Source organism: Pelagibius litoralis (assembly GCF_011683915.1).
Lineage (GTDB): Bacteria > Pseudomonadota > Alphaproteobacteria > Kiloniellales > Kiloniellaceae > Pelagibius > Pelagibius litoralis.
Genome location: NZ_JAAQPH010000002.1, coordinates 79,546 through 102,130, shown reverse-complemented (window position 1 = coordinate 102,130; position 22,585 = coordinate 79,546). Strand labels below are relative to the sequence as shown.

At 63.1% G+C, this 22,585-nt stretch carries 20 protein-coding genes; 11 read left to right on the top strand and 9 right to left on the bottom strand.

What is annotated here, in order from left to right:
• Nucleotide 1: 1 nt before the first annotated feature.
• Nucleotides 2-967, top strand: coding sequence for an ABC transporter permease (locus HBA54_RS02615; protein ID WP_167221083.1), 966 nt, complete (start codon nt 2-4; stop codon nt 965-967).
• Nucleotides 968-998: 31 nt separating this feature from the next.
• Here HBA54_RS02615 and HBA54_RS02610 read toward each other — a convergent pair whose 3' ends face one another.
• From HBA54_RS02610 to HBA54_RS02580, 7 genes are all read right to left on the bottom strand, one after another.
• Complete coding sequence (locus tag HBA54_RS02610; protein ID WP_167221081.1) at nt 999-1,418, bottom strand: response regulator; 420 nt, start codon at nt 1,416-1,418, stop codon at nt 999-1,001.
• Nucleotides 1,415-2,911: a sensor histidine kinase gene (locus HBA54_RS02605; protein WP_167221079.1), complete on the bottom strand. Its 1,497-nt coding sequence runs from the start codon at nt 2,909-2,911 to the stop codon at nt 1,415-1,417. The genes HBA54_RS02610 and HBA54_RS02605 overlap by 4 nt, the downstream gene beginning before the upstream one ends.
• 237 nt (nt 2,912-3,148) lie before the next feature.
• A complete protein-coding gene (locus HBA54_RS02600) occupies nt 3,149-4,057 on the bottom strand; it encodes an SMP-30/gluconolactonase/LRE family protein (protein WP_167221077.1) in 909 nt (302 codons plus the stop codon).
• A gap of 89 nt (nt 4,058-4,146) precedes the next feature.
• Nucleotides 4,147-5,850: a hypothetical protein gene (locus tag HBA54_RS02595; protein ID WP_167221075.1), complete on the bottom strand. Its 1,704-nt coding sequence runs from the start codon at nt 5,848-5,850 to the stop codon at nt 4,147-4,149.
• A 25-nt stretch (nt 5,851-5,875) separates the two neighbouring features.
• On the bottom strand, nt 5,876-7,600 hold the full coding sequence (locus tag HBA54_RS02590) for a ShlB/FhaC/HecB family hemolysin secretion/activation protein (protein WP_167221073.1): 1,725 nt from the start codon (nt 7,598-7,600) through the stop codon (nt 5,876-5,878).
• Nucleotides 7,601-7,878: 278 nt separating this feature from the next.
• Nucleotides 7,879-8,877 (bottom strand): glycosyltransferase family 4 protein, encoded by a 999-nt coding sequence (locus tag HBA54_RS02585; protein ID WP_167221071.1) that lies wholly within the window; start codon nt 8,875-8,877, stop codon nt 7,879-7,881.
• A gap of 5 nt (nt 8,878-8,882) precedes the next feature.
• A complete protein-coding gene (locus tag HBA54_RS02580) occupies nt 8,883-9,683 on the bottom strand; it encodes a UDP-2,3-diacylglucosamine diphosphatase (RefSeq protein WP_167221068.1) in 801 nt (266 codons plus the stop codon).
• A 348-nt stretch (nt 9,684-10,031) separates the two neighbouring features.
• Between HBA54_RS02580 and HBA54_RS02575 the strand changes: the two genes are divergently transcribed.
• The 3 genes from HBA54_RS02575 to phnN are packed head-to-tail and all read left to right on the top strand — an operon-like array spanning nt 10,032 to nt 11,927.
• Nucleotides 10,032-10,772 (top strand): DUF1045 domain-containing protein, encoded by a 741-nt coding sequence (locus tag HBA54_RS02575; RefSeq protein ID WP_167221066.1) that lies wholly within the window; start codon nt 10,032-10,034, stop codon nt 10,770-10,772.
• The gene (locus tag HBA54_RS02570; protein WP_167221064.1) at nt 10,769-11,344 is read left to right on the top strand and encodes a phosphonate degradation HD-domain oxygenase; all 576 of its coding nucleotides are present in this window, start codon (nt 10,769-10,771) and stop codon (nt 11,342-11,344) included. Before HBA54_RS02575 ends, HBA54_RS02570 begins: the two co-directional genes overlap by 4 nt.
• A 4-nt stretch (nt 11,345-11,348) precedes the next feature.
• Nucleotides 11,349-11,927: a phosphonate metabolism protein/1,5-bisphosphokinase (PRPP-forming) PhnN gene (phnN, locus tag HBA54_RS02565; protein ID WP_167221062.1), complete on the top strand. Its 579-nt coding sequence runs from the start codon at nt 11,349-11,351 to the stop codon at nt 11,925-11,927.
• A 54-nt stretch (nt 11,928-11,981) separates the two neighbouring features.
• Here the strand turns inward: phnN and HBA54_RS02560 are convergent, their stop codons facing one another.
• Nucleotides 11,982-12,641, bottom strand: a complete 660-nt coding sequence (locus tag HBA54_RS02560) for a hypothetical protein (RefSeq protein ID WP_167221060.1) — start codon at nt 12,639-12,641, stop codon at nt 11,982-11,984.
• Nucleotides 12,642-12,859: 218 nt separating this feature from the next.
• On the opposite strand from HBA54_RS02560, the gene HBA54_RS02555 reads away from it, so the two are divergent.
• The 3 genes from HBA54_RS02555 to HBA54_RS02545 all read left to right on the top strand — a co-directional run bounded on the left by HBA54_RS02555 (nt 12,860) and on the right by HBA54_RS02545 (nt 15,336).
• Nucleotides 12,860-13,180, top strand: coding sequence for a hypothetical protein (locus HBA54_RS02555; protein ID WP_167221058.1), 321 nt, complete (start codon nt 12,860-12,862; stop codon nt 13,178-13,180).
• Nucleotides 13,181-13,452: 272 nt separating this feature from the next.
• Nucleotides 13,453-14,232: a DUF1194 domain-containing protein gene (locus tag HBA54_RS02550; protein ID WP_167221056.1), complete on the top strand. Its 780-nt coding sequence runs from the start codon at nt 13,453-13,455 to the stop codon at nt 14,230-14,232.
• Nucleotides 14,233-14,334: 102 nt separating this feature from the next.
• Nucleotides 14,335-15,336, top strand: coding sequence for a DUF808 domain-containing protein (locus HBA54_RS02545; protein ID WP_167221054.1), 1,002 nt, complete (start codon nt 14,335-14,337; stop codon nt 15,334-15,336).
• Nucleotides 15,337-15,370: 34 nt separating this feature from the next.
• Here the strand turns inward: HBA54_RS02545 and HBA54_RS02540 are convergent, their stop codons facing one another.
• On the bottom strand, nt 15,371-16,720 hold the full coding sequence (locus HBA54_RS02540) for a tetratricopeptide repeat protein (RefSeq protein ID WP_205944373.1): 1,350 nt from the start codon (nt 16,718-16,720) through the stop codon (nt 15,371-15,373).
• Between the two features lie 282 nt (nt 16,721-17,002).
• Between HBA54_RS02540 and HBA54_RS02535 the strand changes: the two genes are divergently transcribed.
• The 4 genes from HBA54_RS02535 (at nt 17,003) to HBA54_RS02520 (ending at nt 22,536) form a co-directional block, all read left to right on the top strand.
• Entirely contained in the window at nt 17,003-17,740 is a 738-nt protein-coding gene (locus tag HBA54_RS02535) for a DUF3047 domain-containing protein (RefSeq protein ID WP_167221052.1), read from the top strand.
• Nucleotides 17,737-18,507, top strand: a complete 771-nt coding sequence (locus HBA54_RS02530) for a ferritin-like domain-containing protein (protein ID WP_167221050.1) — start codon at nt 17,737-17,739, stop codon at nt 18,505-18,507. Before HBA54_RS02535 ends, HBA54_RS02530 begins: the two co-directional genes overlap by 4 nt.
• A 5-nt stretch (nt 18,508-18,512) precedes the next feature.
• A complete protein-coding gene (locus HBA54_RS02525) occupies nt 18,513-19,226 on the top strand; it encodes a TIGR04283 family arsenosugar biosynthesis glycosyltransferase (protein WP_167221048.1) in 714 nt (237 codons plus the stop codon).
• 376 nt (nt 19,227-19,602) lie between these two features.
• Nucleotides 19,603-22,536 (top strand): DUF8508 domain-containing protein, encoded by a 2,934-nt coding sequence (locus HBA54_RS02520; protein ID WP_167221046.1) that lies wholly within the window; start codon nt 19,603-19,605, stop codon nt 22,534-22,536.
• Nucleotides 22,537-22,585 lie beyond the last annotated feature (49 nt).

The window sequence follows — 22,585 nt, the reverse complement described above, 5'->3', positions numbered from 1 at the left end:
CATGTCCGTTCAAACCAGCATGCAAGCGGTTCTGAAATCCGTCGACAAGCCGGTCGCCATCGCCTTCGTCTTCATTCTGGTCATGCTGCTGGCCGGCAGTCTCTATTCGTCGAGCTTCCTCTCCGCCAACTACCTGCTGCAGCAGCTTCAGGTCGCGGCCTTTCTGGGGATCATCGCCTCGGGCGTGATGCTGGTCATCCTGCTCGGCCACATCGACCTTTCGATCCCCTGGCTGGTCACCGTCGGCGGCATGATGTCGACCGCCGCGGCCGGCTGGTGGGGGCCGGAGTGGGCCATCCCTTTCGGCGTTTTCTGCGGCCTCGTCTTCGGTCTGATCAACGGCCTGGGGGTCGCCATCCTGCGCGTCCCCTCGATGATCTTCACCCTCGGCATCAACGCGGTGGCCCAGGGCGTCATGGTGCTGCACACCGGCGGCTTCGCGCCGCAGGACCATGCCACCAAGCTGATGCACTGGCTGGCCGTCGACCGCAGTCTGCTGGGCATTCCCAACGCGGTCTTCATCTGGGCCATCATCGGCATCGCCGTGGTGGTGCTGCTGAAGCGCACGCCGCTGGGTCGCTACATCTACGCCATCGGCAATCAGGAGGCGGCGACCTTTCTCTCCGGGGTCAATACCAAAGCCGTGCTGATTGCCTGCTTCGCCATTTCCGGCATGTGCAGCGCCATGGCCGGGGTGCTGCTGGCGGGCTATTCCAACAAGGGCTATCAGGCCATGGGCGATCCCTACCTGCTGCCCGCCATCGCCGCCGTGGTACTGGGCGGCACCCATATCCTGGGCGGCCGCGGCAGCTACCTGGGCACCGTCGCCGGGGTGATCCTGATATCCCTGCTGCAGTCCATCCTCTCGGTCATGCAGATGCCCGAAGCCGGCCGCCAGATCATCTACGGCTGCGTCATCATCGCCATGCTGCTGGTCTACGGCCGCGGCCAGAAGGTGCAGAGCTGACGATCCGGGCGAAGCTCAAGATCCCGGGCTGTCAGCTGTAGTGTTTGGCAATCACGTCTTGCAGCCGCTCACGTGTCAGAGGCTTGACGACATAATCTTTGACGAAGCTGTAGGAGAATGCCTTCGCCTTATCCTCCGCGTGATTGGAGGAGGTGAACATCATGACCACCATGTAATCTGGATCGCTCTCGCCTAGTTCCCGACTTATGGAGTCCAGAACTTCAAAGCCGTTCATGCGCGGCATGTTGACATCCAGCAAAACCAACATAGGCGGCGGGGCGGTTCCTATTTCAGCGGCCCGCTTTTTGCTGTCGCTCAACACCTCCAGAAACTCATCGCCAGCCTTGTATTCTATCACTTTGGCTTCGATGTCGCTTTCTTGGACAATACGCTGAACAATGTAACGGTCAACTTTGTCGTCGTCGATGATCACTACCGGAATTGTCGTCATGCGATCTCCACGCGGCTTTCAACGCCGCCAACCCTGGTTTCTTCTCGTACCTGAGGCAAAGCGATGGTGAAGGTCGTTCCATCACCGGTGCTTTGAACGATAATCTCGCCTTTCAAACGCAGCACGTTTTTCTGCACCAGTGCCAGACCGAGGCCGCTGCCGGGCTCATCCGTGTTGGCCACACGTTTGAACAGCTTGAAGATATCCGCATGATGCTCGGCCGGAATACCGATACCATTGTCGCGAACAGATATCTTCAGAACGCCGTCATCGTCCCAGGTTTCGATATGAACAGTCGAATTCGGTTTGCTTTGATCTCGATACTTGATGGCGTTTGAGAGAATGTTCTCAAGGACAATAGAGAAACGAGCGGGGACAGTGCGGATCGGATCGGTGTGGCCAAAAGCCGTTGTCAGCTCGATCGCGGATGACATCTTAGTTCGCAGAACTTGCCATATCTCGGCAACGGAATCCGCTAAATCGAGATCTTGCCAACCGTCGTCCACATTGTCGGTCCTTGCCAGGGCAAGCATGTCTTCGATCCGGCCGGCAAGCCGGCTTGCCAGCTGTCGGACGCGCCCCAGGTTTTCCCGGACTTCATCGAAATTGCCGGCTTCCAGATCGCTTTCGCAGAACTGCAGGATTCCACTGATGGACGAAAGCGGCGCCTTCAGGTCGTGCGATGCGCTGTATGCAAACTCTGAAAGCTCGGTGTTCAGGCGCAGCAGCTCTTCGTTCGTTTGCTGTATTCTTTCTTCATGTTGCTTGCGCTGGGAGATGTCGATGATCGTCGCCATGACCAGCCCGCCTTCCTGGCCGTCGATCGGGTTCAGGCCGATTTCCACCGGGAATTCCGAGCCATGCTTCGAAAGCCCGAACAGATTGCGGCCGACCCCCATTGAACGCCTGTCTCGGCTATTCTGATAACTCATCCGATAGACGGTGTGTTTTCGGCGATAGCGCTCGGGTACCAGCTTTTCGATGCTTTCGCCGATCAGCTCACCCGGGGCATAGCCGAACAAGATCTGTGTCAGCTCATTGACCAGTTCAATCTTACCGTTCTCGTCGATCATCACCATGGCGCTGGATGCGGCGTCAATCGCTTGGCGGATCTTCGCCTCGCCCTGTTTGCGCGCGCGAATATCCAGAACGGAGACCATCACCAAAGCCTCCCCATCCTGTTCGACCGGGTCCAACCCGATCTCAACCGGAATCATCTCTCCGTCCTTGCGGGCGCCGAAAAGATCGCGGCCGGTTCCCATGCTGCGGTTGGTGGGGACCTCAAAGAACGCCTCGCGCAGCTCCGGATGGAAATCCTTGATTTCGCTGGGCACCAGTACATCGACCAGTTGGTTCCGAAGCTCGCCCTCCCCATAACCGAAAAGCGCATTAAGGCGCTTATTCGAGAGAACGATCCTGCCGTCCCGAGATACCATCATCAACGGCGTCGGACTGATCTCCAGTGCGATCTGATATTCTTCCCGGACTTTCATGGCACCCAACCGAAACCGATACAGCATCACATATGGCAAGGTACCTTTAAGTTAAGATTAATCGTATGGATTATTATTGTATGACATTATAGTTATGATTGGTGCTGCGTGTTTTTTGACGCCCGAAGCAAAGGGGCAAATCCAAGGAACACCCGCACAAGCCGGCAACCGGCCAGGACGGCCGCGCCCGGACAAAGCGCGACCTTGGCGCCTATCCAGTGTTTCCTAGGCCGGATCTCACGGCCACTGAACCCCTTTGCGATTCAGGGTGACGGCGTAGAGCGACGTCGTGGCGGTGATGAAGAGGGTGTTCTTCTTGCGGCTGCCGAAAGTGACGTTGGAAACCGTCTCCGGCACCCTGATCTTACCCAGCAATTCGCCCCCGGGTGAGAAGCAGTGCACGCCGTCGCCGGCGCTGGACCAGATGTTGCCGTCCTCGTCCAGGCGGAAGCCGTCGAACAGCCCGGAATCGCAGACCGCGAAGACCTCGCCGCCGGAAAGGCTGTTGTCGGCGCCGACCTGAAAGGCGCGGATGTGGCGCGGCCCGTCGGGGTCGTGGGAGGCGCCGGTATCGGCGATATAGAGGATCTTCTCGTCTACGGAAAAGGCCAGGCCGTTGGGTTTGTCGAAGTCGTCGGAGGCGATGCTCAGCTCGCCGGTTTTGGGATCGAGGCAATAGACATAGTTGGCACCGATTTCGCTGTCGGCCTTGTAACCCTCATAGTCCGACATGATTCCGTAGGGCGGATCGGTAAACCATACCGTGCCGTCGGACTTCACCACCACGTCGTTGGGCGAGTTCAGGCGCTTGCCCTGATAGTTGTCGGCCAGCACGGTGACGCTGCCGTCCCACTCCGTCCGCGTCACCCGGCGCGCGCCGTGTTCGCAGCTCACCAGCCGCCCTTCCCGGTCGCGGGTATGACCGTTGGAATAGTCGGAGGGACGGCGGAACTCGGTCACCCCACCGCCCTGGGTCCACTTCAGGATGCGGTTGTTGGGGATGTCGCTCCACAGCAGGAAGTCGCCGTCGCAGAAGTAAACCGGCCCTTCGGCCCAGAGGCTGCCGGTATAGAGCTTCTCCAGCTTGCAGTTGCCCAGCAGATAGTCGCCAAAGCGCTTGTCGCGCACGTCATAATCCGGGTGCATCGGCCCCTCCTCCCAAAATCGCGGGCCGTCTGCGCCCTTTTCCGGCGGGGAGTTTAGCGCCTGGCGATGCGCGAGACCAACGAAAGCAGTCAGCGCGCGTCCGACGGCGCCGTAACGTATGACAACAGGCTCACGAAGCAATAGGAATGCGGCAGGTGATTGGTCGGCAGCGAGCGCAACACCGGATCGAGGAAATCGCCGCCGCCCTGAAGCGTCAGGTGGCTGGAGGCCCCGTAGCTGTCGAACTTCCAGCCCGGCGGCGGTTCGAAGAGACCGCCGAAGGTACGCTTGCCTTGACCGGTGGACAGCAGGCAGTAGTGGCTGTCGGCTGCGCCCGCAACAGGCTGTGCCGCCCCGGTTAGTGCCGGCGCCTGCTGACCGGCGACGCCGGCACCCACCTGAGCCGGTAAGAAAATACGACCGCTTGTTGCGGCTGCAGAGCCCTGATGGAGCGGTTGTTGGAACAGCAGCGCTGACCCGAGCGCCGCAGTCGGAAGCCCCCCCGGCGCTGTGCCACCAGCAATCTGCGGCGACAGCAAGGGTGTGACCTGAGCCACCTGCGGTGTCTGCGGCGGGATCGCCTGCGGCGTTGGGGTACCCTGAGGTGTCGCCTGCGGCGTTTGCGCCGGGATCGCCTGCGGCGTTGGGATACTCTGAGGTATCGCCTGCGGCGTTTGCGGCGGGATAACCTGCTGCTGCGGGGTCTGTTGAGTGATCTGCGGGGTCTGCGGCGGGGTCACCTGCGGCGTCGGGGTGCCCTGAGGTGTCACCTGCGGCGTTTGCGGCGGGATCGCCTGCTGCTGCGGCGGCAGCACCGGCTGCGGCTGCGCCACCGTGCCCTGCGGCGTCGGCGGCGTCTGCTGCGGCGGCAGCACCGGCTGCGGTTGCGCCACCGTCCCCTGCGGCGTCGGCGGCGTCTGCTGCGGCGGCAGCACCGGCTGCGGCTGCGCCACCGTGCCTTGCGGCGTCAGTGGCGTCTGCTGCACCGGCTGCGGTTGCGCCACCGTCCCCTGCGGCGTCGGTGGCGTCTGCTGCACCGGCTGCGGTTGCGCCACCGTCCCCTGTGGCGTCGGTGGCGTCTGCTGCACCGGCTGCGGTTGCGCCACCGTCCCCTGCGGCGTCGGTGGCGTCTGCTGCACCGGCTGCGGTTGCGCCACCGTCCCCTGCGGCGTCGGCGGCGTCTGCTGCATCGGCTGCGGCTGCGCCACCGTGCCCTGCGGGGTCGGCAGCGTCTGCTGCGGCGGCAAAACCGGTTGCGGCTGTGGCACCGTCCCCTGCGGCTGGGGCGGAATCTGTTGCAGGGGCAAGCCCTGTTGCGGCGTCACGATCTGAGGCAAGGACGGCGTCTGTTGCGGGATCTGCGGGATCAGTTGCGGTGGTAGTACCGGCTGCGGCACCAACTGGGGGGTCGGCGTCGGTATTGCCTGCTGGATCGGCTGCGGGATCGGCAAGCTGGGTTGCAGGGTCAGGGTAGGTATTGCGGTCGTTCCACCCACCCCCGGTGTACCGACGCCAAGCCCCCCGCCCTGCCCACCAGCACCCACGTTACTCCCAGTATTGCCGCCGCCTTGACCGGAACCGCCCCGGCCCCAACCCTGGCCCGGGTTCGTTCCGCTACCCGGCCGGCCCGACTGAGCCACCGCGTGACTGTGGTGCATCGGATTGTGGGTGTTTTGATTGTGCGAGCCGCCGGAAGGGCGGCCATTGTTCTTGGCCAAGACCGGTGCGCCAGCAAGCGGTCCAAACAGTATCGCGACTGACAGAGCCGCAAGAATCTTCCAACCCTGTTTCATGCCGGGCTTCCTTTGCGCCATTGCCTCACCACACATACCCGAGCTGGAAGAAGAACCGCGTGTCCTTGTCGCCCCGCGCCGTCACCTCGCGGGTCAATGGCTGGGCAACATAGACGCTGCCGATAAAATTGCGCGCCACGGTGGTTCGCAGCCCCCCGCCTAGCGACGTGAGCGAACCGTCGGAAAGCTCACCCGCGATCGTGTCGTGGTTCCAGATCTTGCCGGCATCATAGAAAGCGAAGATCTCCAGTGCGTTGAGGAAGCTGCGGTCTTCGATGGGAACTTCGTAACGCAGTTCCGCACGCCCAGCGATGCCGTAGTCACCGGCGATGTCGAAGGGATCGTAGCCCCTGAGATAGATCGCGCCGCCCAGGCCGAACTCCTCGCTGGAGGGCAGCGGATCGGGGCTCAGCTGACCGGTGACCCCAATCAAAAGCGAGAGGTTCGGCGTGATGAAATCGAGCAGTTGCCGCCGCGACGCACCGAAGCGAAAGTTGGTGAAGCTGGAGTCCGCATTGGTGCGCGAGCGCCGTGGGTCGTCATCGTCGCTGGCGCCCAGAATGTCGAGCCCGAAACCAAGACTCAGTTCCAGATAGTTCTCGCCGCCCCAGAAGTCGCTTTGGCCAAAAGCAAGCCCCGCCCGTGCGATCCGCAGGCTGTCGCGCAGGAACTCGTCGTCCTCATTGATGTCCTCGGTCAGCTCGACGACTTCGATCTCGCCGGTGATGAAGAGGTAGCGGTCCAATTCCCGAATCAAGGGGTAGCCCACAGCGACCGTGCCCAGGAAGGCCTCCCCCCTCAAGTCGAAGTCGTCGAGCGGCCCACCGGGACGAGTATGGCTGCCGGCGACAAACCCGAGCAGGTAGGCACCGTCGGAGAAGATCGGTTGCCGCCAGCTTGCGAAACCGCCGATGCTCTCGATCCCCGAGGAACCGGTGATCAGGGGTGAGATCTCGATCATCTCGCCCAGGCCGAAGGGAGCATTCAGCGCCACCGTACCGTAGGCCTGCCCCGGCCCGAAGAATTCGGAGCCGCGGTTGTCCAGGCCGACCACACCGCTGGTCGCCTTGGCGCCCGTCTGCAGGATCAGCTCCGCCGAGGCCAGCCCCGCGCGCGACGGCGCCACAAAGGCGCGCAGCGCAGCGCCCGGCAGGTCGTTGATCAGCAGCAGATAACGCTCCAGGTCGCTGTCGGTCAGTGGGCGGGATTTCAGGATCTGCTTGGCATAGCTTTCCACCTGCCCACGGTTGCCACCGGGGTCGCCCTCGATCCGATAGCTGCCGATCGCCCCCTCGACAACGTTGATGGTCACCTGACCACCGGTCACCTCCTGCGCCGGCACGAAGGCCTGGGAAAGGATGTAGCCGTCTGCCTGATAGCGGGCGGTAATGCGGTTGGCGATACCGTAGACCTCGGCTAGAGGAATCTCCTGACCCAGCATCGCACGGTAGGTGGGTGCCAGCGCTTCGGTATCGTAGACGGTGGCGCCAGTAATCGTGACGCTCTCCAGCACGAAACGCTGATCCGGCAGGACCGGAACCGGCAAAGGCACCACCCGCGGCAGGCTGAGCGGCGCTCCCTGTCCCTGCGGTAAAGCCGGGACTTGTGGCTCCGGCCGCTGGATTCCCCTCTCCGGACCGGCCCCGCTGGGCAGTTGTTGGGCTGTCACGGGCGATCCCATGAGGCTCACCACGGCCAGCACGACAGCAGCGAGCACGTCGCAACACCGCCCTCTTTTGATTATCCCCATGCCCCGGTTTTCTTAGTTTTATCATACTCGCTATGAATATGTTCCACAGCCACGATAGCCGAAATCAAACTCAACTCAATGTTAAGTACGTACAGACACAAGAAAAACACGCCATGGTTATATTGAAGGGGTAGCCTATTCGACTTTCTGGCGCCGACGGCCTTGAACCGGCCGAAAACAACGCGATAGCCCAACAGACTCGGCCGTGTGAGAAGACGGCAGCGGCTAACCTGTCGAGGGGGCCCCCCGAACCGAAACCTGATTAACGCGCAGTGGCGCTAATTCAGCGGCTGCAGGTTGGCGCGGAAAATGTCGGCGCAGTTGGCCCAGGAGAAGGTGAGCGCGTGTTCGCGGCAGCGGGCGCGGGAAATCTTGATGGCGTCGCGGGTCGCCGCGCCCAGATCTTCGCTGAGGACCCCTGCCCCGGAGCCGTCCACCACGTCCAGCGGCCCGGGCACCGGATAGGCGGCGACCGGCATGCCGCTGGCCAAGGCCTCCAGCATCACCAGGCCGAAGGTGTCGGTGCGGCTGGGAAAGACGAAGACATCGCCGGAGGCATAGTGCGCCGCCAGGTCCTCGCCCTGCTTGGCCCCAACAAAGATGACATCGGGATAGTCGGCCTGAAGCTGGGCGCGCTGCGGCCCGTCGCCGACCACCACTTTGCTGCCGTCGAGGTCGAGGTCCAGAAAAGCCTTGATGTTCTTTTCCACCGCCACGCGGCCAACATACATGTAGACCGGCCGCGGCAGGTCGAGGGCCTGCGGTGCGTTCGGCCTGAACAACGTGGTGTCGACGCCGCGCGTCCAGTCGACGATGCCGGTGAAGCCCTTGGCCTCCAGCTCACGCCGCATCGACTGGGTCGCCACCATGATGCCGCTTGAGGGTTTATGAAACCAACGCATGAAGCGGTAACCCAGTTCCGGTGAAACCGGTATCCGGGCAGAGAGATATTCCGGAAAGCGGGTATGGTAGGAGGTCGTGAAAGGCAGCTTGTGCTTCACGCAGTAGTTTCTTACCGCCAGGCCGATCGGCCCCTCGGTGGCGATGTGAATGGCGTCGGGACGAAAGGCCTCTACCCGTTTTCTCAGCCCGATGCCCGGCAGGACCGCCAGGCGGACCTCCGGATAGGAGGGACAGGCAATGGTGCGGAACTGATCCGGCGCGATGACCTCGAAGACATGGCCCTCGGCTTCCAGTTCCTGACGCACGCGGCTCAGGGTCCGGACCACGCCGTTGATTTGCGGAAACCAGGCGTCGCTCGCCAGCAGAATACGCATCGTCTCTAGGCCGCCACCACCGATGCCGGCTCCAGCATGGGAAAGGCGCGCAACTCCGCCCAGGGCAGAATCTCCAGGCGGCCGTCCATGTGCTCGACCAGGGCTGTGCAGCTTTCCACCCAGTCGCCGTCGTTCACATAGAGGATGCCATCGATCATCCGCATCTCCGCCAGGTGGATATGGCCGCAGATCACCCCGTCGGCGCCGTGGCGCCTGGCTTCGGCGACCACCGCGTCCTCAAAGCTGCAGATGAACTGAACGGCGTTCTTCACCCGATGCTTCAGATAGGCCGACAGCGACCAGTAGCCGAAACCCAGCTTGCGCCTGAAGAAATTGAACCAGGTGTTCACGTGCAGCATGGTGACGTAGGCCCAGTCGCCGAGCAGCGCCAGCCAGCGCGCATACTTCACGATGCCGTCGAACTCGTCGCCGTGGATCACCAGCATGCGCCGGCCGTCGGCGGTTTCGTGAATGACTTCCTTCATGACTTCGACGCCGCCGAAGTGCATGCCGAGGTAGCCGCGCAGGACCTCGTCGTGATTGCCCGGCACATAGACCAGACGCATGCCCTTGCGCACCTTGCGCAGCAGCTTTTGCACCACGTCGTTGTGCGCCTGCGGCCAGTACCAGTTTTTCTTCAGGCGCCAGCCGTCGAAAATGTCGCCAACCAGATAGAGCGTCTCACAGTCCGTGTTCTTCAGGAAATCGAGCAGATAGTCTGCTTTGCATCCCCTTGTACCCAGGTGAATGTCAGAGATGAAAATACTGCGATACCTTGAAGGTCTAAAAGGGGCCAGGCCATCCATGGGTCCACTCCGCAGACTCTGTATTAATCACCAAAAGCGGTGACCTTTCCGCGGCTTATACCAAGATGTTTCTACAGAACAAATCCCGGCTGCCAAAGTTGCCGTGAATATAACCTCTACGTCATTACATCGTCACAGAAGCTACATACTTCACATGATTTGACGCCATTTCAACACCGTGGAACGGCGACTCCAGAGCGCCGCCGTCTCTCAGACTCGATGCCTACCGGCCGTCATGAAACTGTCGTATTTCCGGTCCTGTACGCCGGGCCCTGCACTCGCTACAAGACGATACTGAGTTTCTCAAACAGCCCCATCCTCCAGACTGTCCCACCTGCTGAGGCCCCGATGACCACCAACCATCAGCCGCGCTACGCCGTCTACTACGCCCTACCCCGGGAAAGCGCCCTTTGGTCGATGGCGCAGACCTGGCTGGGACGGGACTGTGAAAACGGCGCGCGCCTGCCCCAACCCGCTCTGGAGGGTTGGACGCAGGCCGAGATCGCGGAAGTGACGGAAAGCCCGCGCCGCTATGGTTTCCATGCCACCCTGAAGGCCCCCTTCCCTCTGGCACCCGGCATTTCCCGGGGCGAACTGCGCGATGCCGTTGCCGCCTTTGCGGCGGCCCAACAGCCATTTCAGGCGGCGCCGCTGACGGTTTCCGCCATCGGGCCCTTTCTGGCCCTCACCCTCTCCGAGCCGACACCGGCCATGGCGGCGCTCGCCACGGCGGCGGTGACAGACCTCGATCCCCTTCGAGCACCCTTGGCGGAAGCCGATATCCAGCGCCGCCTCGGCAACGGCCTCTCGTCACGCCAGGAAGAGCTGCTGCGGGCCTGGGGCTACCCTTACGTCCTGGAGGAGTTCCGCTTCCACATGACCCTGACCGGGCCGCTGGCGCAGCCGGAAAAGCGCGCGCGGCTGCAATCGGCCCTGGCCGCGCATTTCAAAGCGGCATTGGAACAGCCTGTTCCGGTCCAAGAGGTCTGCCTTTATAGTCAGGACAACAGAGAAGCCCCCTTCTTTCTCGCTGAACGTTTTCGTTTCGCTGCGGCGGCAACCACGGAACAAGGACAGGCAAAGTCATGAGCGAGCCCCTGGAACGCGACGTGCAACCGGTGCAAAAGCTGCTGACCCTCTTGGAAAACCTGGGCGGCGAGCGATACGGCGGCGAAGACGTCAGTCAGTTGGAGCATGCCCTGCAGTGCGCCATGCTTGCGCAGGAAAACGCCGCGCCGGAGAGTTTGGTCGTGGCGGCGCTGCTGCACGACATCGGCCACCTGGTGAACCCTAATGACGAGGGTGCTGCGGCAGCGGGTATCGATGCCGCCCACGAGAGAACCGGCGCCGCCTATCTGGCGCGCTGGTTCGGGCCGGCGGTGACGGCCCCGATCGCCCAGCACGTTGCCGCCAAGCGCTATCTCTGCCAGGCCGAAGACGGCTACTTTCAACGCCTGTCGGACGAGTCGGTGCGCAGCCTTGCGGTACAGGGCGGCCCCTTTAGCGAGACTGAGGCTGAAGCCTTTCTCTCCCGGCCCTACGCCGAGGCCGCCATTGCCCTGCGCCGCTGGGACGAGGCTGCGAAGGACCCGGAAAAGGTGACCCCTTCCCTGGGCGACTTCCGGCCCCTGATCGAACGCGCCCTTGCAACCAGGCAGTAGATACATGCCCGCCGATAACCCGGCCGATACGCCGGGCGGACACCTGATCCTCGTCGTCGGGCCCAGCGGCGCCGGCAAGGACAGTGTCATCAACGCGGCCAAAGCCGAACTGGCCGGCCACCCGGACTATGTCTTTGCCCGCCGCATCATCACCCGGCCCAGCGACCCCGACAGCGAAGAACACGATACCCTTGCCGAGGCCGAGTTCGACCGCCTCTGCGGTGAAGGCGCCTTCTTTCTTCACTGGGGCGCCCATAGCCTGCGCTATGCCCTGCCGGCCTGCCTCGCCGACCAGCTGGCCGCCGGCGCGACGGTGATCGCCAACGTGTCGAGAGCGGTCATCGAAGAAGCGCAAGCCAAACACCGCAATACCACGGTGGCCTTCATTACCGCCTCGCAGGCCGTGCTGGAGCAGCGCCTGCTGGCGCGCGGACGCGAGGACCGGGCAGCGGTGCGCCAGCGCCTGGCCCGCAGCGCCGCCCTTCCACCCGGGACAAGCGTGGTGACGATCATGAACGATGGCGCCCTGGCAGACGCGGTGGCGCAGTTTCTGGCGTTGCTCGACGGAACTACCACCCACTAACCTGCCGTCCACTGAAAACCGAACCACCGGGCGCCAGGCAGTCTCAGTAACCCGTCAACGTCCGGCGTTCACCCAAGCGGAAAGATGTTCCATAGCCTCCCGCACCGCCTCGACCGATGCGACAACACCCTCCGCCCTGTCAAAGCCGTGATCAGCGCCCGGCACCACTGCCAGGGTCATGCCATCCCAGTTCAACGCCGGCAGAAGATCTTCGCTGTAGCCCGGATCCGTCGTACCGAGGATACAGATTGAGCGCTGGGGACAGCGCCGCATCCTTTCCAAGAGCCCCGTACCCAGGACACTCGGGGTCAGCCACACAAGAGCCGCATCGGACAGACCGGGCTCATCAGGAATCGACCAACCCATTGCGATGGTTCCAAGCGATTTTCCAATAACCGTGATCCGGTCATAGCGCCCAAGGCCGACAGTCGTCTCAAACACTTTCCGACCGTCAGCGGCAATCCATGCCAGTTGCTCTTCCTCAGAGGCCTCCAAGAAGGCGTTGATCCCATCGTAGACAAAATGCACGTCCAGAATATCAGCGCCGCGGTCTCGCATCAGCGCTCCAGCATAGTAGAGCAACGGCATGGAGGTCCGATAGCGAAGCCCGGGCAGCAGCACTGCAAGCTCATTGCCGCCGGTTTTCTCCAGCGTCGCTTCTACTTGAGAGTCACGATACCCGTGAATGGCGATACGCTCGGCTGTCATCCCCATGACGATATCATGGCGGTCTCCGGTCCTGGAACCGGGAACCCTAGGTCTGACCAGGAGATGACACAGAAAAAAAGGCAGCATATCCGCAGCAAGCGACTCAAATTCCTCTCAATTCTTTGCGCCAAGGGTGAAACCCAGGCACACCCGGCCGCGTAAGTCTTAGCAGGAAGCCAAGGAGTGCCCCGGCGGGGGCGCAAAATGCTAAGGAAAACCAGGCCATGTTTGCCGCTCAAACATTCTTCTTCACCACTATCTGCGACTCACTGCGGTCGCCGCAGGAAGCCCGGGCATCCAAGCCGCGGCGGCAAGGTGGCGATGCACCACAGACGATGACGGACGCCCGGGCCTGCCTGATCGCCGCCCTGGCCGAGATGCTGCCTTCCACGCTTGAGGAACTGGCCCAGGCCACCACGTTGGAAGCCCCGACCGCCCAGGCTTACCTGGCAGAGATGTCGGCGCGCTGCGTCGTCATGTTCAACCCGCTGACCAAGCGCTACAGCCTTCCGAAGGTCACGCCCGGTTGCGCGCTCGCCGCCTAGCCGGCGACATCCGGGAACAAATGAAACAATAAGGCGGCCAAGGCGACACCTTGCGGAAATGCAGTAAGCGCATATTGCACTGGTGCTCGTCAGCCGGATATCCAGTCGCCCGGCCCTGTAAAGGCCGGCTGAACAAATAATTCAATACTCAAAAGACCCGGCATATTGCGGGTCACAGCCGCAGAAAACAGTAAAGCGCAAGACCACCGCATAGCGAATTAACCAGTTTTTTCCGTCTTGCGTGCTGAAATTTGAACTGAGGAGCAGAAGCAATGCTGTTCAGAATACTGACTGCTGTCCTATTTCTGAATATCACCGCGGCAATTCATCCCGCCGCCGCGGACAATGCGGCTCGCCCGCTTGCCACCGACTTCAACCTTATTACTGCCGTCGATGTCTCCGACTCGATCACCCGGCATGACGAGTGGCTGCAGTACACCGGCCTCGCCCGCGGGGTAACCGACCAGGATTTCCTCTCGCTGATCGGCGAGGGTCTGATGCAACGCATCGGCTTTATGGCCTTTACCTGGTCGAGCGACGGCCAGCTGCGCATCGTCGTGCCCTGGACCGTCATCGCCAGCCCTGAGGATGCCGCGCAGGTCGCCGCCCAACTGCGCGCGGCGCCGCGTATCGACCGTTCCCACTACGATAGCAATCACCAGGGGCCGCAGGCCGTCCAAAGCGACACAGCGTCCTCAGGTGGCGGCATGACCGATATCGCCCAGGCGGTGGGCGCCGCAAGCAGGCTGGCCATCGACGCACCTTTCCAGGGGCGCCGGGCGGTCATCAACATCCTCAGCAACGGGGTGGACAACGCCGGTTTCGACCCCAGCCTGCAGCGCGACGCGGCAATCCGCCAGGGTGCGACCATCAATGGCGTGGTCTTCGGCGGCCGCCGCGACCTGCCCGCCTACTTCAAGCAGAACGTGATCGGCGGTCCGGGCGCCTTCCTGATGACCGTGCGCGACCCCGCCGACCTGCCCAGGGCGCTGGAAAAGAAATTCTGGCGCGATCTGATCGCCGCTTACGCAACGCCGTCCAACAACGGTTGACCTCACCCCGGACCAAAGATACCAAGAAGACGGCGATCCGGTCGTTCCCGCGCCGGTCTATCTTGTGTTTCATCTGTCAAACGGTCTGAGGAAAAGCTGGCCATGAGCGGACTTCTGGCCCTTCTCGACGATGTTGCGGCGCTGGCCAGGGCCGCGGCGGCACAGGTGGACGACGTTGCCAGCCAGGCGGCAAAGGTCAGCGCGAAAGTTGCCGGATCGGTCGTCGACGATGCCGCCAAGGCGGGAACCAAGGCCGCGGGTGTCGTCATCGACGATGCCGCGGTAACGCCGAAATACGTTCACGGCCTGCCGGCGGCGCGTGAGCTTCCCATTGTCCTGAAGATCGCCCGGGGTTCAATCTTCAACAAGCTGGTCATCCTGCTGCCCGCGGCGATGATCCTCAATGCCTTTGCGCCCTGGCTGCTCACCCCGCTTTTGATGCTGGGCGGCTGCTATCTCTGCTTCGAGGGCGCGGAGAAGGTGCTGCACATTTTCGTACCGCATGAAGATCACGGGCCCGAGCCGGCGACGCTGGATGCCGCGCACCTGGAGCGTGAACGCGTGGCCGGCGCCATCAAAACCGACTTCATCCTCTCGGCTGAAATCATGACCATTGCGCTGGCGGAGATCGAGGCCGACAGCCTCTGGATCAAGGGCGTGGTGCTGGCCATGGTCGCGGTGGGAATCACCGCTCTTGTTTATGGCAGCGTCGCGATCCTGGTGAAGGCCGACGACATAGGACTGAAGATAAGCCAGGTCGGGCGCTTTGAACTGACCCGCGCGCTGGGCCGCAGCATTGTGAAGGGTATGCCGCGCTTCATGACGCTGATTGCGGCCATCGGCACGGCGGCCATGCTCTGGGTCGGCGGTTCCATCGTGGTCCACGGGCTTGAGGTGCTGGGCTGGGGTATGCTGGGTCATGCCATCCACGCCACTGCCGTGGCCGCCGCGCAGATGGCGGCCACGGCAGCGGGCTTCGTGGAATGGCTCGCGAAGGCCAGTCTTGACGGGATCGTCGGCCTGATCCTCGGCTTCGCGCTCATCCCGCTGGTCACCTACCTGATTCTACCCCTGGCGCGGCGCTTGACGTCGCGGGCGAGCTGAACGGTCGCCGGCGGAGACGCCGCACAGCCCGGATTCAGAACATCGCGGCCCCTGAAATCTCCGCCAGGCGGCGCGCCGCGTCTTCGCGATAGCGCTGATTGAGAGGGCTGCTGGGTTTCAGTTCCACCCGCTCGTTGGCCAATTCGCGCACCAGGGCCAGTTGGCCCGCCCGCTTCGCCGCCTCCAGCAAGGTAAGGTCGAAGATGTCGCGCTGGGCATGGCTGCCGCCGAAACGATTCAGGCGGCTGCGCAGGGGCCGCAGCAGATCCACACAGGTGGCATAATCGCCCCGCCCGAAGGCGCGCAGCGCATTGCAGACCGGATGGCCGATCTGGTTTGTCATCATGGCATTGCTGGCGTTGCCGGCCATCGCGCGCTGCTGCGCGGCCAGAACCGCATCGGCGGCCTCATCCCGCCCCGCGGCCATGAAGGCCATCATGGCGTGGGCATCGTTGAAGGCATAAAACCCGTCACCGGCCAAAGGCTCCCAGCAGTCCGCCAGCTCCATCCACCGCTCGCCCACGTCGACATCGCGCAAATGCAGACGCCAGAGCAAGGCCGAGGCGTCGAGCAGATCCAGCATCACCTGGGAACGGTCTTTGCGAAGCGGGCCGTCGTAGAGCGACAGAACGCGGTCCGTCTGATCGAGGTCCAGGTGAAAGAGCGCCAGATGCCACCAGTTGTGGATGGCAAAGAAGTTGTCCTCGGCCCAATAGCGCTCCCGCCCGGCCATCCATTTTATACCGTCGTCCTGGCGGCCCTGCATCTCCATGACGTGGGCGACCGCGTGCTGGGCCCAGGCGTCGTGCGGGTTCAGATCGATGGCCCGGCGGCCCATGTCCTCGGCGCGGGCGTAATCGCCGCACTCCTCCAAGCCGAATGCGTACATGGCGAGCAGCGCATGGTAACCAGGGTCGTCCGCCGACCATTCCGGCAGCACCCGGGCAACATGATCGCGCAGACTGCGGGCATCCCCGGTGTAGAAGTCGCTGAGGTGAACCACCTGCAGCGCCAGGGCGTCGCGCGGCGAGTCGATCAGGACATCTTCCAGGGCTGAAATGGCGCCCTCCCAACTGCCGGCCAGGAACTGTTTGATCGCCGCCAGATGGCGTCTTTCACGGGCGGATGTGGTCAGACCGCTGGCGGCGTCGAAGCTTGCCCGGGCCTCTGCCATGGCTTCGACCTCCGTTGCCAGCGCAAAGAGGTAGGCGCGCAGACAGTGCGCCATGACGAATTCCGGGCTGTCCTCGATTGCCGCTTCTATGGTGGCGACCGGATCGCCCTGATAGCACTGAAGCTGCGCCAGCGCCTTTTCGTAAAGGGTAATGGCCGTCTCCGAGGCGCCACTGACCGGCTCCCCACGCGCATCGACGTGAGTCATCATTATTATATATCTCCCCATTTGTATTTCTCATGCGCGGCGCACGGCCAGGACGACCGAGCCACACTGCCTACGCCTTCATTGCAGGCAGCCCCTGTGGGAAATCTCACAGATGATACATTTGAAACACAGGCCCCGCTGAAACACCGGCACAAGCGGCAAAGCAAAATCCCCCACCGGGCGCGGTCTTCCCCCAATCAAGCGCAATTGATGACGAAGTGAATTGCCCCGGCGGCCACGGAGGCACAGGTTTCTGGCAAGGATCACCCCGTTTTCGGAGCCCCCATGGGTCTTTTCCAAGCTCTCCGCCGCCGTCGTCTGCCGGGCAGGTCCGCCGCCCTGGCCCTCTTCCTGCTCACCCTGCCCGGCCTCAGTGCAGCAGCGGAAACGGGAAACCGCTTCGCCGATTGGCGGCTCCTCACCCTGCCGGAGAAGACGCCGGCCGCCTTCACGGCCCTGGCGGAGGACGAGCTGCGCATAGAGGCGCAGGATGCGGTGGCATTTCTCTATACCGAATTCACGGGGGTGTCGGCGAAACGGCTGAACTGGCGCTGGCGGGTCGACAAGGCCATCGCACCCTCCCCCCAGGACCGCGTCGGCCGGGACGACCGGCCCTTGGCGGTCCATCTATGGTTCCCGCCGCCCGCCGCGCAACGCTCGCTCCTTGACCGCCTCGGCGGCGTCTTCGGCTATCCCGCCATCGGACGGGTGATGACCTATGTATGGGGCGGCACGAGCGAGCGCGGTACCGTCATCCGCCATCCTCACTTCGATGAGGGGCGGCTGATCATTCTGCGCGGGACCGAAGCGCAAGCCGGTACCTGGTATGACGAGAGCATCGATTTTGCCGCCGACTATCGCCGGGCTTTCGGCGAGGCGCCGCCGGATCGGCTGTACCTCGCCATATCAGCCGATACCGACGACCTTGGCGGCATGTCTTCGGCCCGACTGCAGGCCCTGCACTGGGAACAGCGGGTAAGCGAGAGCGGCCTGCCGCGTCGGCAAACCGCATTGCGGCCATGACCGACAGACTGGACGGCGACCTTCGGGATTTGCTGGAGAAGGGCCATCAGGCGGCAAGGCGGCCGCCTGTATCGTCATGGCAGGCGATCGCCGATTGGCCGGAAGCGCCCGACGACCGGCTGGCTGTAATCCTGGCCGGTCAGTTCCTTCTGGGTGAGGAGGTGACGGCGCAGGCCTGCCGCAACCTCAGCCGTCAGGTTCCTCTGGCCTCGGCCCGCGATTGCCTGGCCCTACAGGCCGAAGAAGAACAGCGTCATGCCGCGCTTTACCGCCGCTTTCTCCAAGGCCGGAGCGCCTGGCCTGGAAGTCAGGGGCTGCTGACCCCGGCGGCCGAGCGTATCGCCGCCTGGCAGGGTCCGCCGGAGGCCGTTCTGCTGGCTCTGCATGTCATCATCGAAGGCGAGGCCCTGGCTTTTCAGGAGACGGCGCGGCGCTTCACCACCTGCCCGCGCTTTGCCGCACTGTCACGGGCGATTGCCCGCGATGAGGCGCGCCATGTCGCCTTTGGGCAGCGCTACCTTCCCGCAGCGCTGCCGCAATTGACCCCGGCAGAGCGTCAACGGATCTACATCTGGCTCCGCGGTCTTTGGTTCGACTGCATGGAACGCCTGCCGCTCGCCGCGCCGTTTCCCGGGGTCCGAGGGGTTCCCCTCCGTCTCTGGGCGCAGCGCTGGGCACGCCACCGCTGGGCTCACTGGCAGACTCACCTCAGGGCGCTTGGTCTCTTCGATGGCATGGACCGAAAAATGCAGGCCGGGTTGGAGTGACACCAGTGAAACTCTCGATTGTCATTCCGACCCTGAACGAGGCCGGGCGTATCGCCGGGCTGGTGAAAGAGCTGCGCGCGCAGGACCCGGGCAGCGATATCCTGGTGATCGACGGCGGCAGTCGCGACGGCACCCTCGACTGCGCCCTGAAGGCCGGCGCCAGAGCCATCCGCGGCGCCCGGGGCCGCGGCCAGCAACTGGCGCTTGGTGCCGAAGTGGCCGAAGGCGACGTACTGTTATTTCTCCACGCCGACAGCAAGCCGGGCGATGGCGCCCTCAAAGCCCTTCGCCAGGCTTTAGGAGATCCGGAAATGATCGGCGGCAACTTTCGCATCGTCTTCGACGGCGGCCGCCCCTTCGACCGTTGGCTGACGCGCTTCTATGCCCGCTTCCGCCGCTTCGGTCTCTACTACGGAGATTCGGCGATCTTCGTCAGGCGTAGCGCCTACAATGCCTTGGGCGGCATAAGACCGATTGCCCTGATGGAAGACTACGACCTCTGCCGCCGTATGGAGCGATACGGCAAGACAATCTGCATCGCCGAGCCGGCGGTGATGACCTCGTCACGACGATTCGAGGGACGCTCGCCGCTGCAAATCGTCGCCGGCTGGCTGCTCATTCATGCGCTGTACTATCTCGGCCTCCCGCCAAACCGTCTCGCCCGCCTCTACAACGCAACACGCGCACCCTATCGCGGTGCGAAGTCTTCGGGCTCGTAAACCAACCCTTTCGGTGACGGGTGCGGTTGGCACATCTCCTTTGAGATGCAAATCACCCCGCGCCGTTTCTCATCCTCACTCTGAAAATCAGCCATAGTTCTGACACAAGCCATGACGCCGGAATTCAATGCAACCTATGGCTGGGTAAGAAAAACTTTCATTTTGTGTCACGCGACGTTCACGGCTCTCCGACACCTTCGCGGGGGCCGTCTCAGGGACAAAGTCCCAGCGGCCTCAACGAAGGTCCAGAGGCGTAGTCTGTTTTGAAAAACTCGACCTTTGCGAGAGCGCTCACCGCCGCCCGCCGATCTGGCCGGCAGGCGGCTGCTTGCGATGCGAAACCATTCCGTAAACACCAATCGAAGGGGGATCCACCATGCCGGCGGTCATAAACGAATTTGTCTTCAATCACGATGGCACCGATACCAACGAATTCGTCGAGATCTTTGGGGACCCCGATACGGACTACTCGAACCTCTGGCTGATCCAGATCGAGGGGGACGGCAGCGGGGCCGGCACCATCGACACCGCGATCCAACTCGGCACCACGGACGCCAACGGCTTCTGGACCACCGGATTTCTCAACAATGAATTCGAGAACGGAACGGTAACGGCGCTGTTGGTGGAAGACTTCACCGGTAGCGAGGGCGACGATGTCGACACCAACAACGACGGCACCCTCGACAGCCCACCCTGGGCGTCGGTTGTCGACTCTGTGGCGGTGACCGACGGCGGCGGCGGCGATCAGACCTATTCGGCAAGCGTGCTCGGGTCGGACGTCGACGGCGCCTCACGCATTCCCGACGGCACCGACAGCGACACCGCGGCGGATTGGGTCAACAATGAATTCACCAGCCCCGCCGATCCCTCGGCGGCAGTCCCTGGAGAGGCTCGCAACACACCCGGCGCCAGCAACATCCAAGTCGAACTGCTCCCCGCCGTGCCCGCGACAATCATGCAGATTCAAGGTGCGGGACATACCTCTGTATTCAATGGCCAGTTGGTCGTCACGACGGGCATCGTCACCGCCTTGGCCGGCAATGGCTTTTTCATCCAAGACCCGGACGGCGACGGCGACATCGCAACCTCCGACGCCATCTTCATTTCCTCGGGCGAGACAGTCGCTGTCGGCGATGCGGTGGAGGTCACCGGCCTTGTGGAGGAAGACCTGCCCGGCGGCGCGGCGACCAATCTGACGACAACCCAGATTGCCGGTAATCCCAGCGTCACGATTGAAAGCAGCGGCAATGCCCTGCCCGCCTCGACGATCCTCGGGGCCGGCGGGCGTGTTCCGCCACAGCAGGTCGTAGAAGACGACGCCTTCGGCTCCTTCGATCCGACCACCGACGGGCTGGACTACTTCGAAAGCCTGGAGGGCATGCTGGTGACCGTACCCGATGCGGTCGCGACCTCGGCAACCAGCCGTTTCGGAGAGACCTGGGTGGTCGCCGACGGCGGCGACAATGTCGGCCCCGAAGGGTTGAACCCGCGCGGCGGGATCGATCTGGAAGAAAACGATATCAATCCCGAACGCATTCAGATCCAGACCAGTTCCGGCCTTGGCGCCGACGTTGGTGACGGCCTCGGCGATGTCACCGGCGTACTGGGTTACAATTTCGGCAACTACGAGGTCCGCCCGACCGGGCCTGTTGTCGTCACCGACGGTGGCCTGACCGCCGAGACCTCCGCACTGGCGGGTACGGAAAACCAACTCACCGTCGCCAGCTACAACGTGCTGAACCTGGACGGTAGCGGCGGCGATGCAGCCCAGATGGCAATCCTGGGCCAGCAGATCGCCAACAACCTCGGCGGGCCCGACATCATCGCCCTGCAGGAGATTCAGGACAACAACGGCATCACCAACGATGGCACCACCGATGCCAGCCAGACCCTGCAGCAGCTTGTCGATGCCATAGCCCTGGCCGGGGGGCCGACCTACGCGTTCTTCGACGTCGCGCCGGTCGACGGCACCCAGGGCGGGGCACCGGGCGGCAACATCCGCGTCGCCTACCTCTACAACCCCGACCGGGTGGAACTGGTCGACGGCTCGGTGGAGGCGCTTGAACTGGACGCCTTCGCGGGCAGCCGCATCCCGCTCCAGGCGCGCTTCGATTTCGAGGGTAACGAGATCACCCTTATCAACAACCACTTCTCCTCCAAGTTCGGATCGACGCCGGTCTACGGCGCGATCCAACCCTTCATCAACGCCGGTGCCGATGAACGCGAGGCCCAGGCCCAGGCCATCAACGACCATGTCGACGGCCTGAAGGCGGACGATCCCGATGCCAAGGTGATCGTGCTTGGCGACCTCAACGATTTCCAGTTTGCCTCGCCCCAACCGATCCTGACCGGTGAAGCCGACGGCAACCAGGTACTCTTCGACCAGATCGAGGAGTTGGAGGACGATGAGGTTTATACCTTCATTTTCGAGGGAAACTCCCAGGTTCTCGACCATTTCCTGGTGACGGAAAACCTGACGGAAGATATCGAATTCGACATTGTTCATGTGAATGTGGACTTTGACGACGGCGCCCGCAACGGTACCGAAACCGGCAGCGACCACGAGCCCATCCTCGGCCGCCTGAGCCTCGACGCCCGCCCGGACGGGATAGAGGAGGACGGCACTCGTAGCGCCGACCTGATCGAAGGCACCGCCGGCCACGATACGTTATCGGGTGAGCGGGGCGACGATACGCTGATGGGTGGCAGCGGGGACGATGAGATCGACGGCGGGCGCGATGACGACCTCGTCGACGGCGGCACCGGTGCCGACACGATCGAGGGCGGGCGCGGCGAAGACACTATCATCGGCGCTTCCGGGGATGACTCCATCGACGGCGGCCGCGACGAAGACCTGATCAGTGGCGGCAGTGGCGAAGACACTATCGAAGGCGGTCGTGGCGACGACACCATAGATGGTGGTGACGACGACGACGTTATAGACGGCGGCCGGGACGACGACCTCATAGCCGGCGGCGAAGGTGACGACGACATAGTCGGCGGCCGCGGGGACGACACTCTGGAGGGGGGCGAAGGTGACGACACGCTGGAGGGCGGACGCGATGACGATGTCTTCGTGTTCGAGAGCGGAAGCGGTGTCGACACCATCAACGACTTCGAGCCGGGCGACGACCTCATCAGGCTTGACGGCTTCTCCATCGCTGACTTCGACGACGTCCTGGATGCTGCCGAGGACGATGGCGACGATGCGGTTATCACCCTGGACGAAGATGGCGGAGACGAGATCCGACTGATCGGCGTCAACAAGGATGACCTGTCATCCGATGATTTCATGATCAGCAGTGCCTAAGGCCTCGCAAACTCCGTAGCCCGGACGGGGCGGCGGTGCCAAAAGCTGC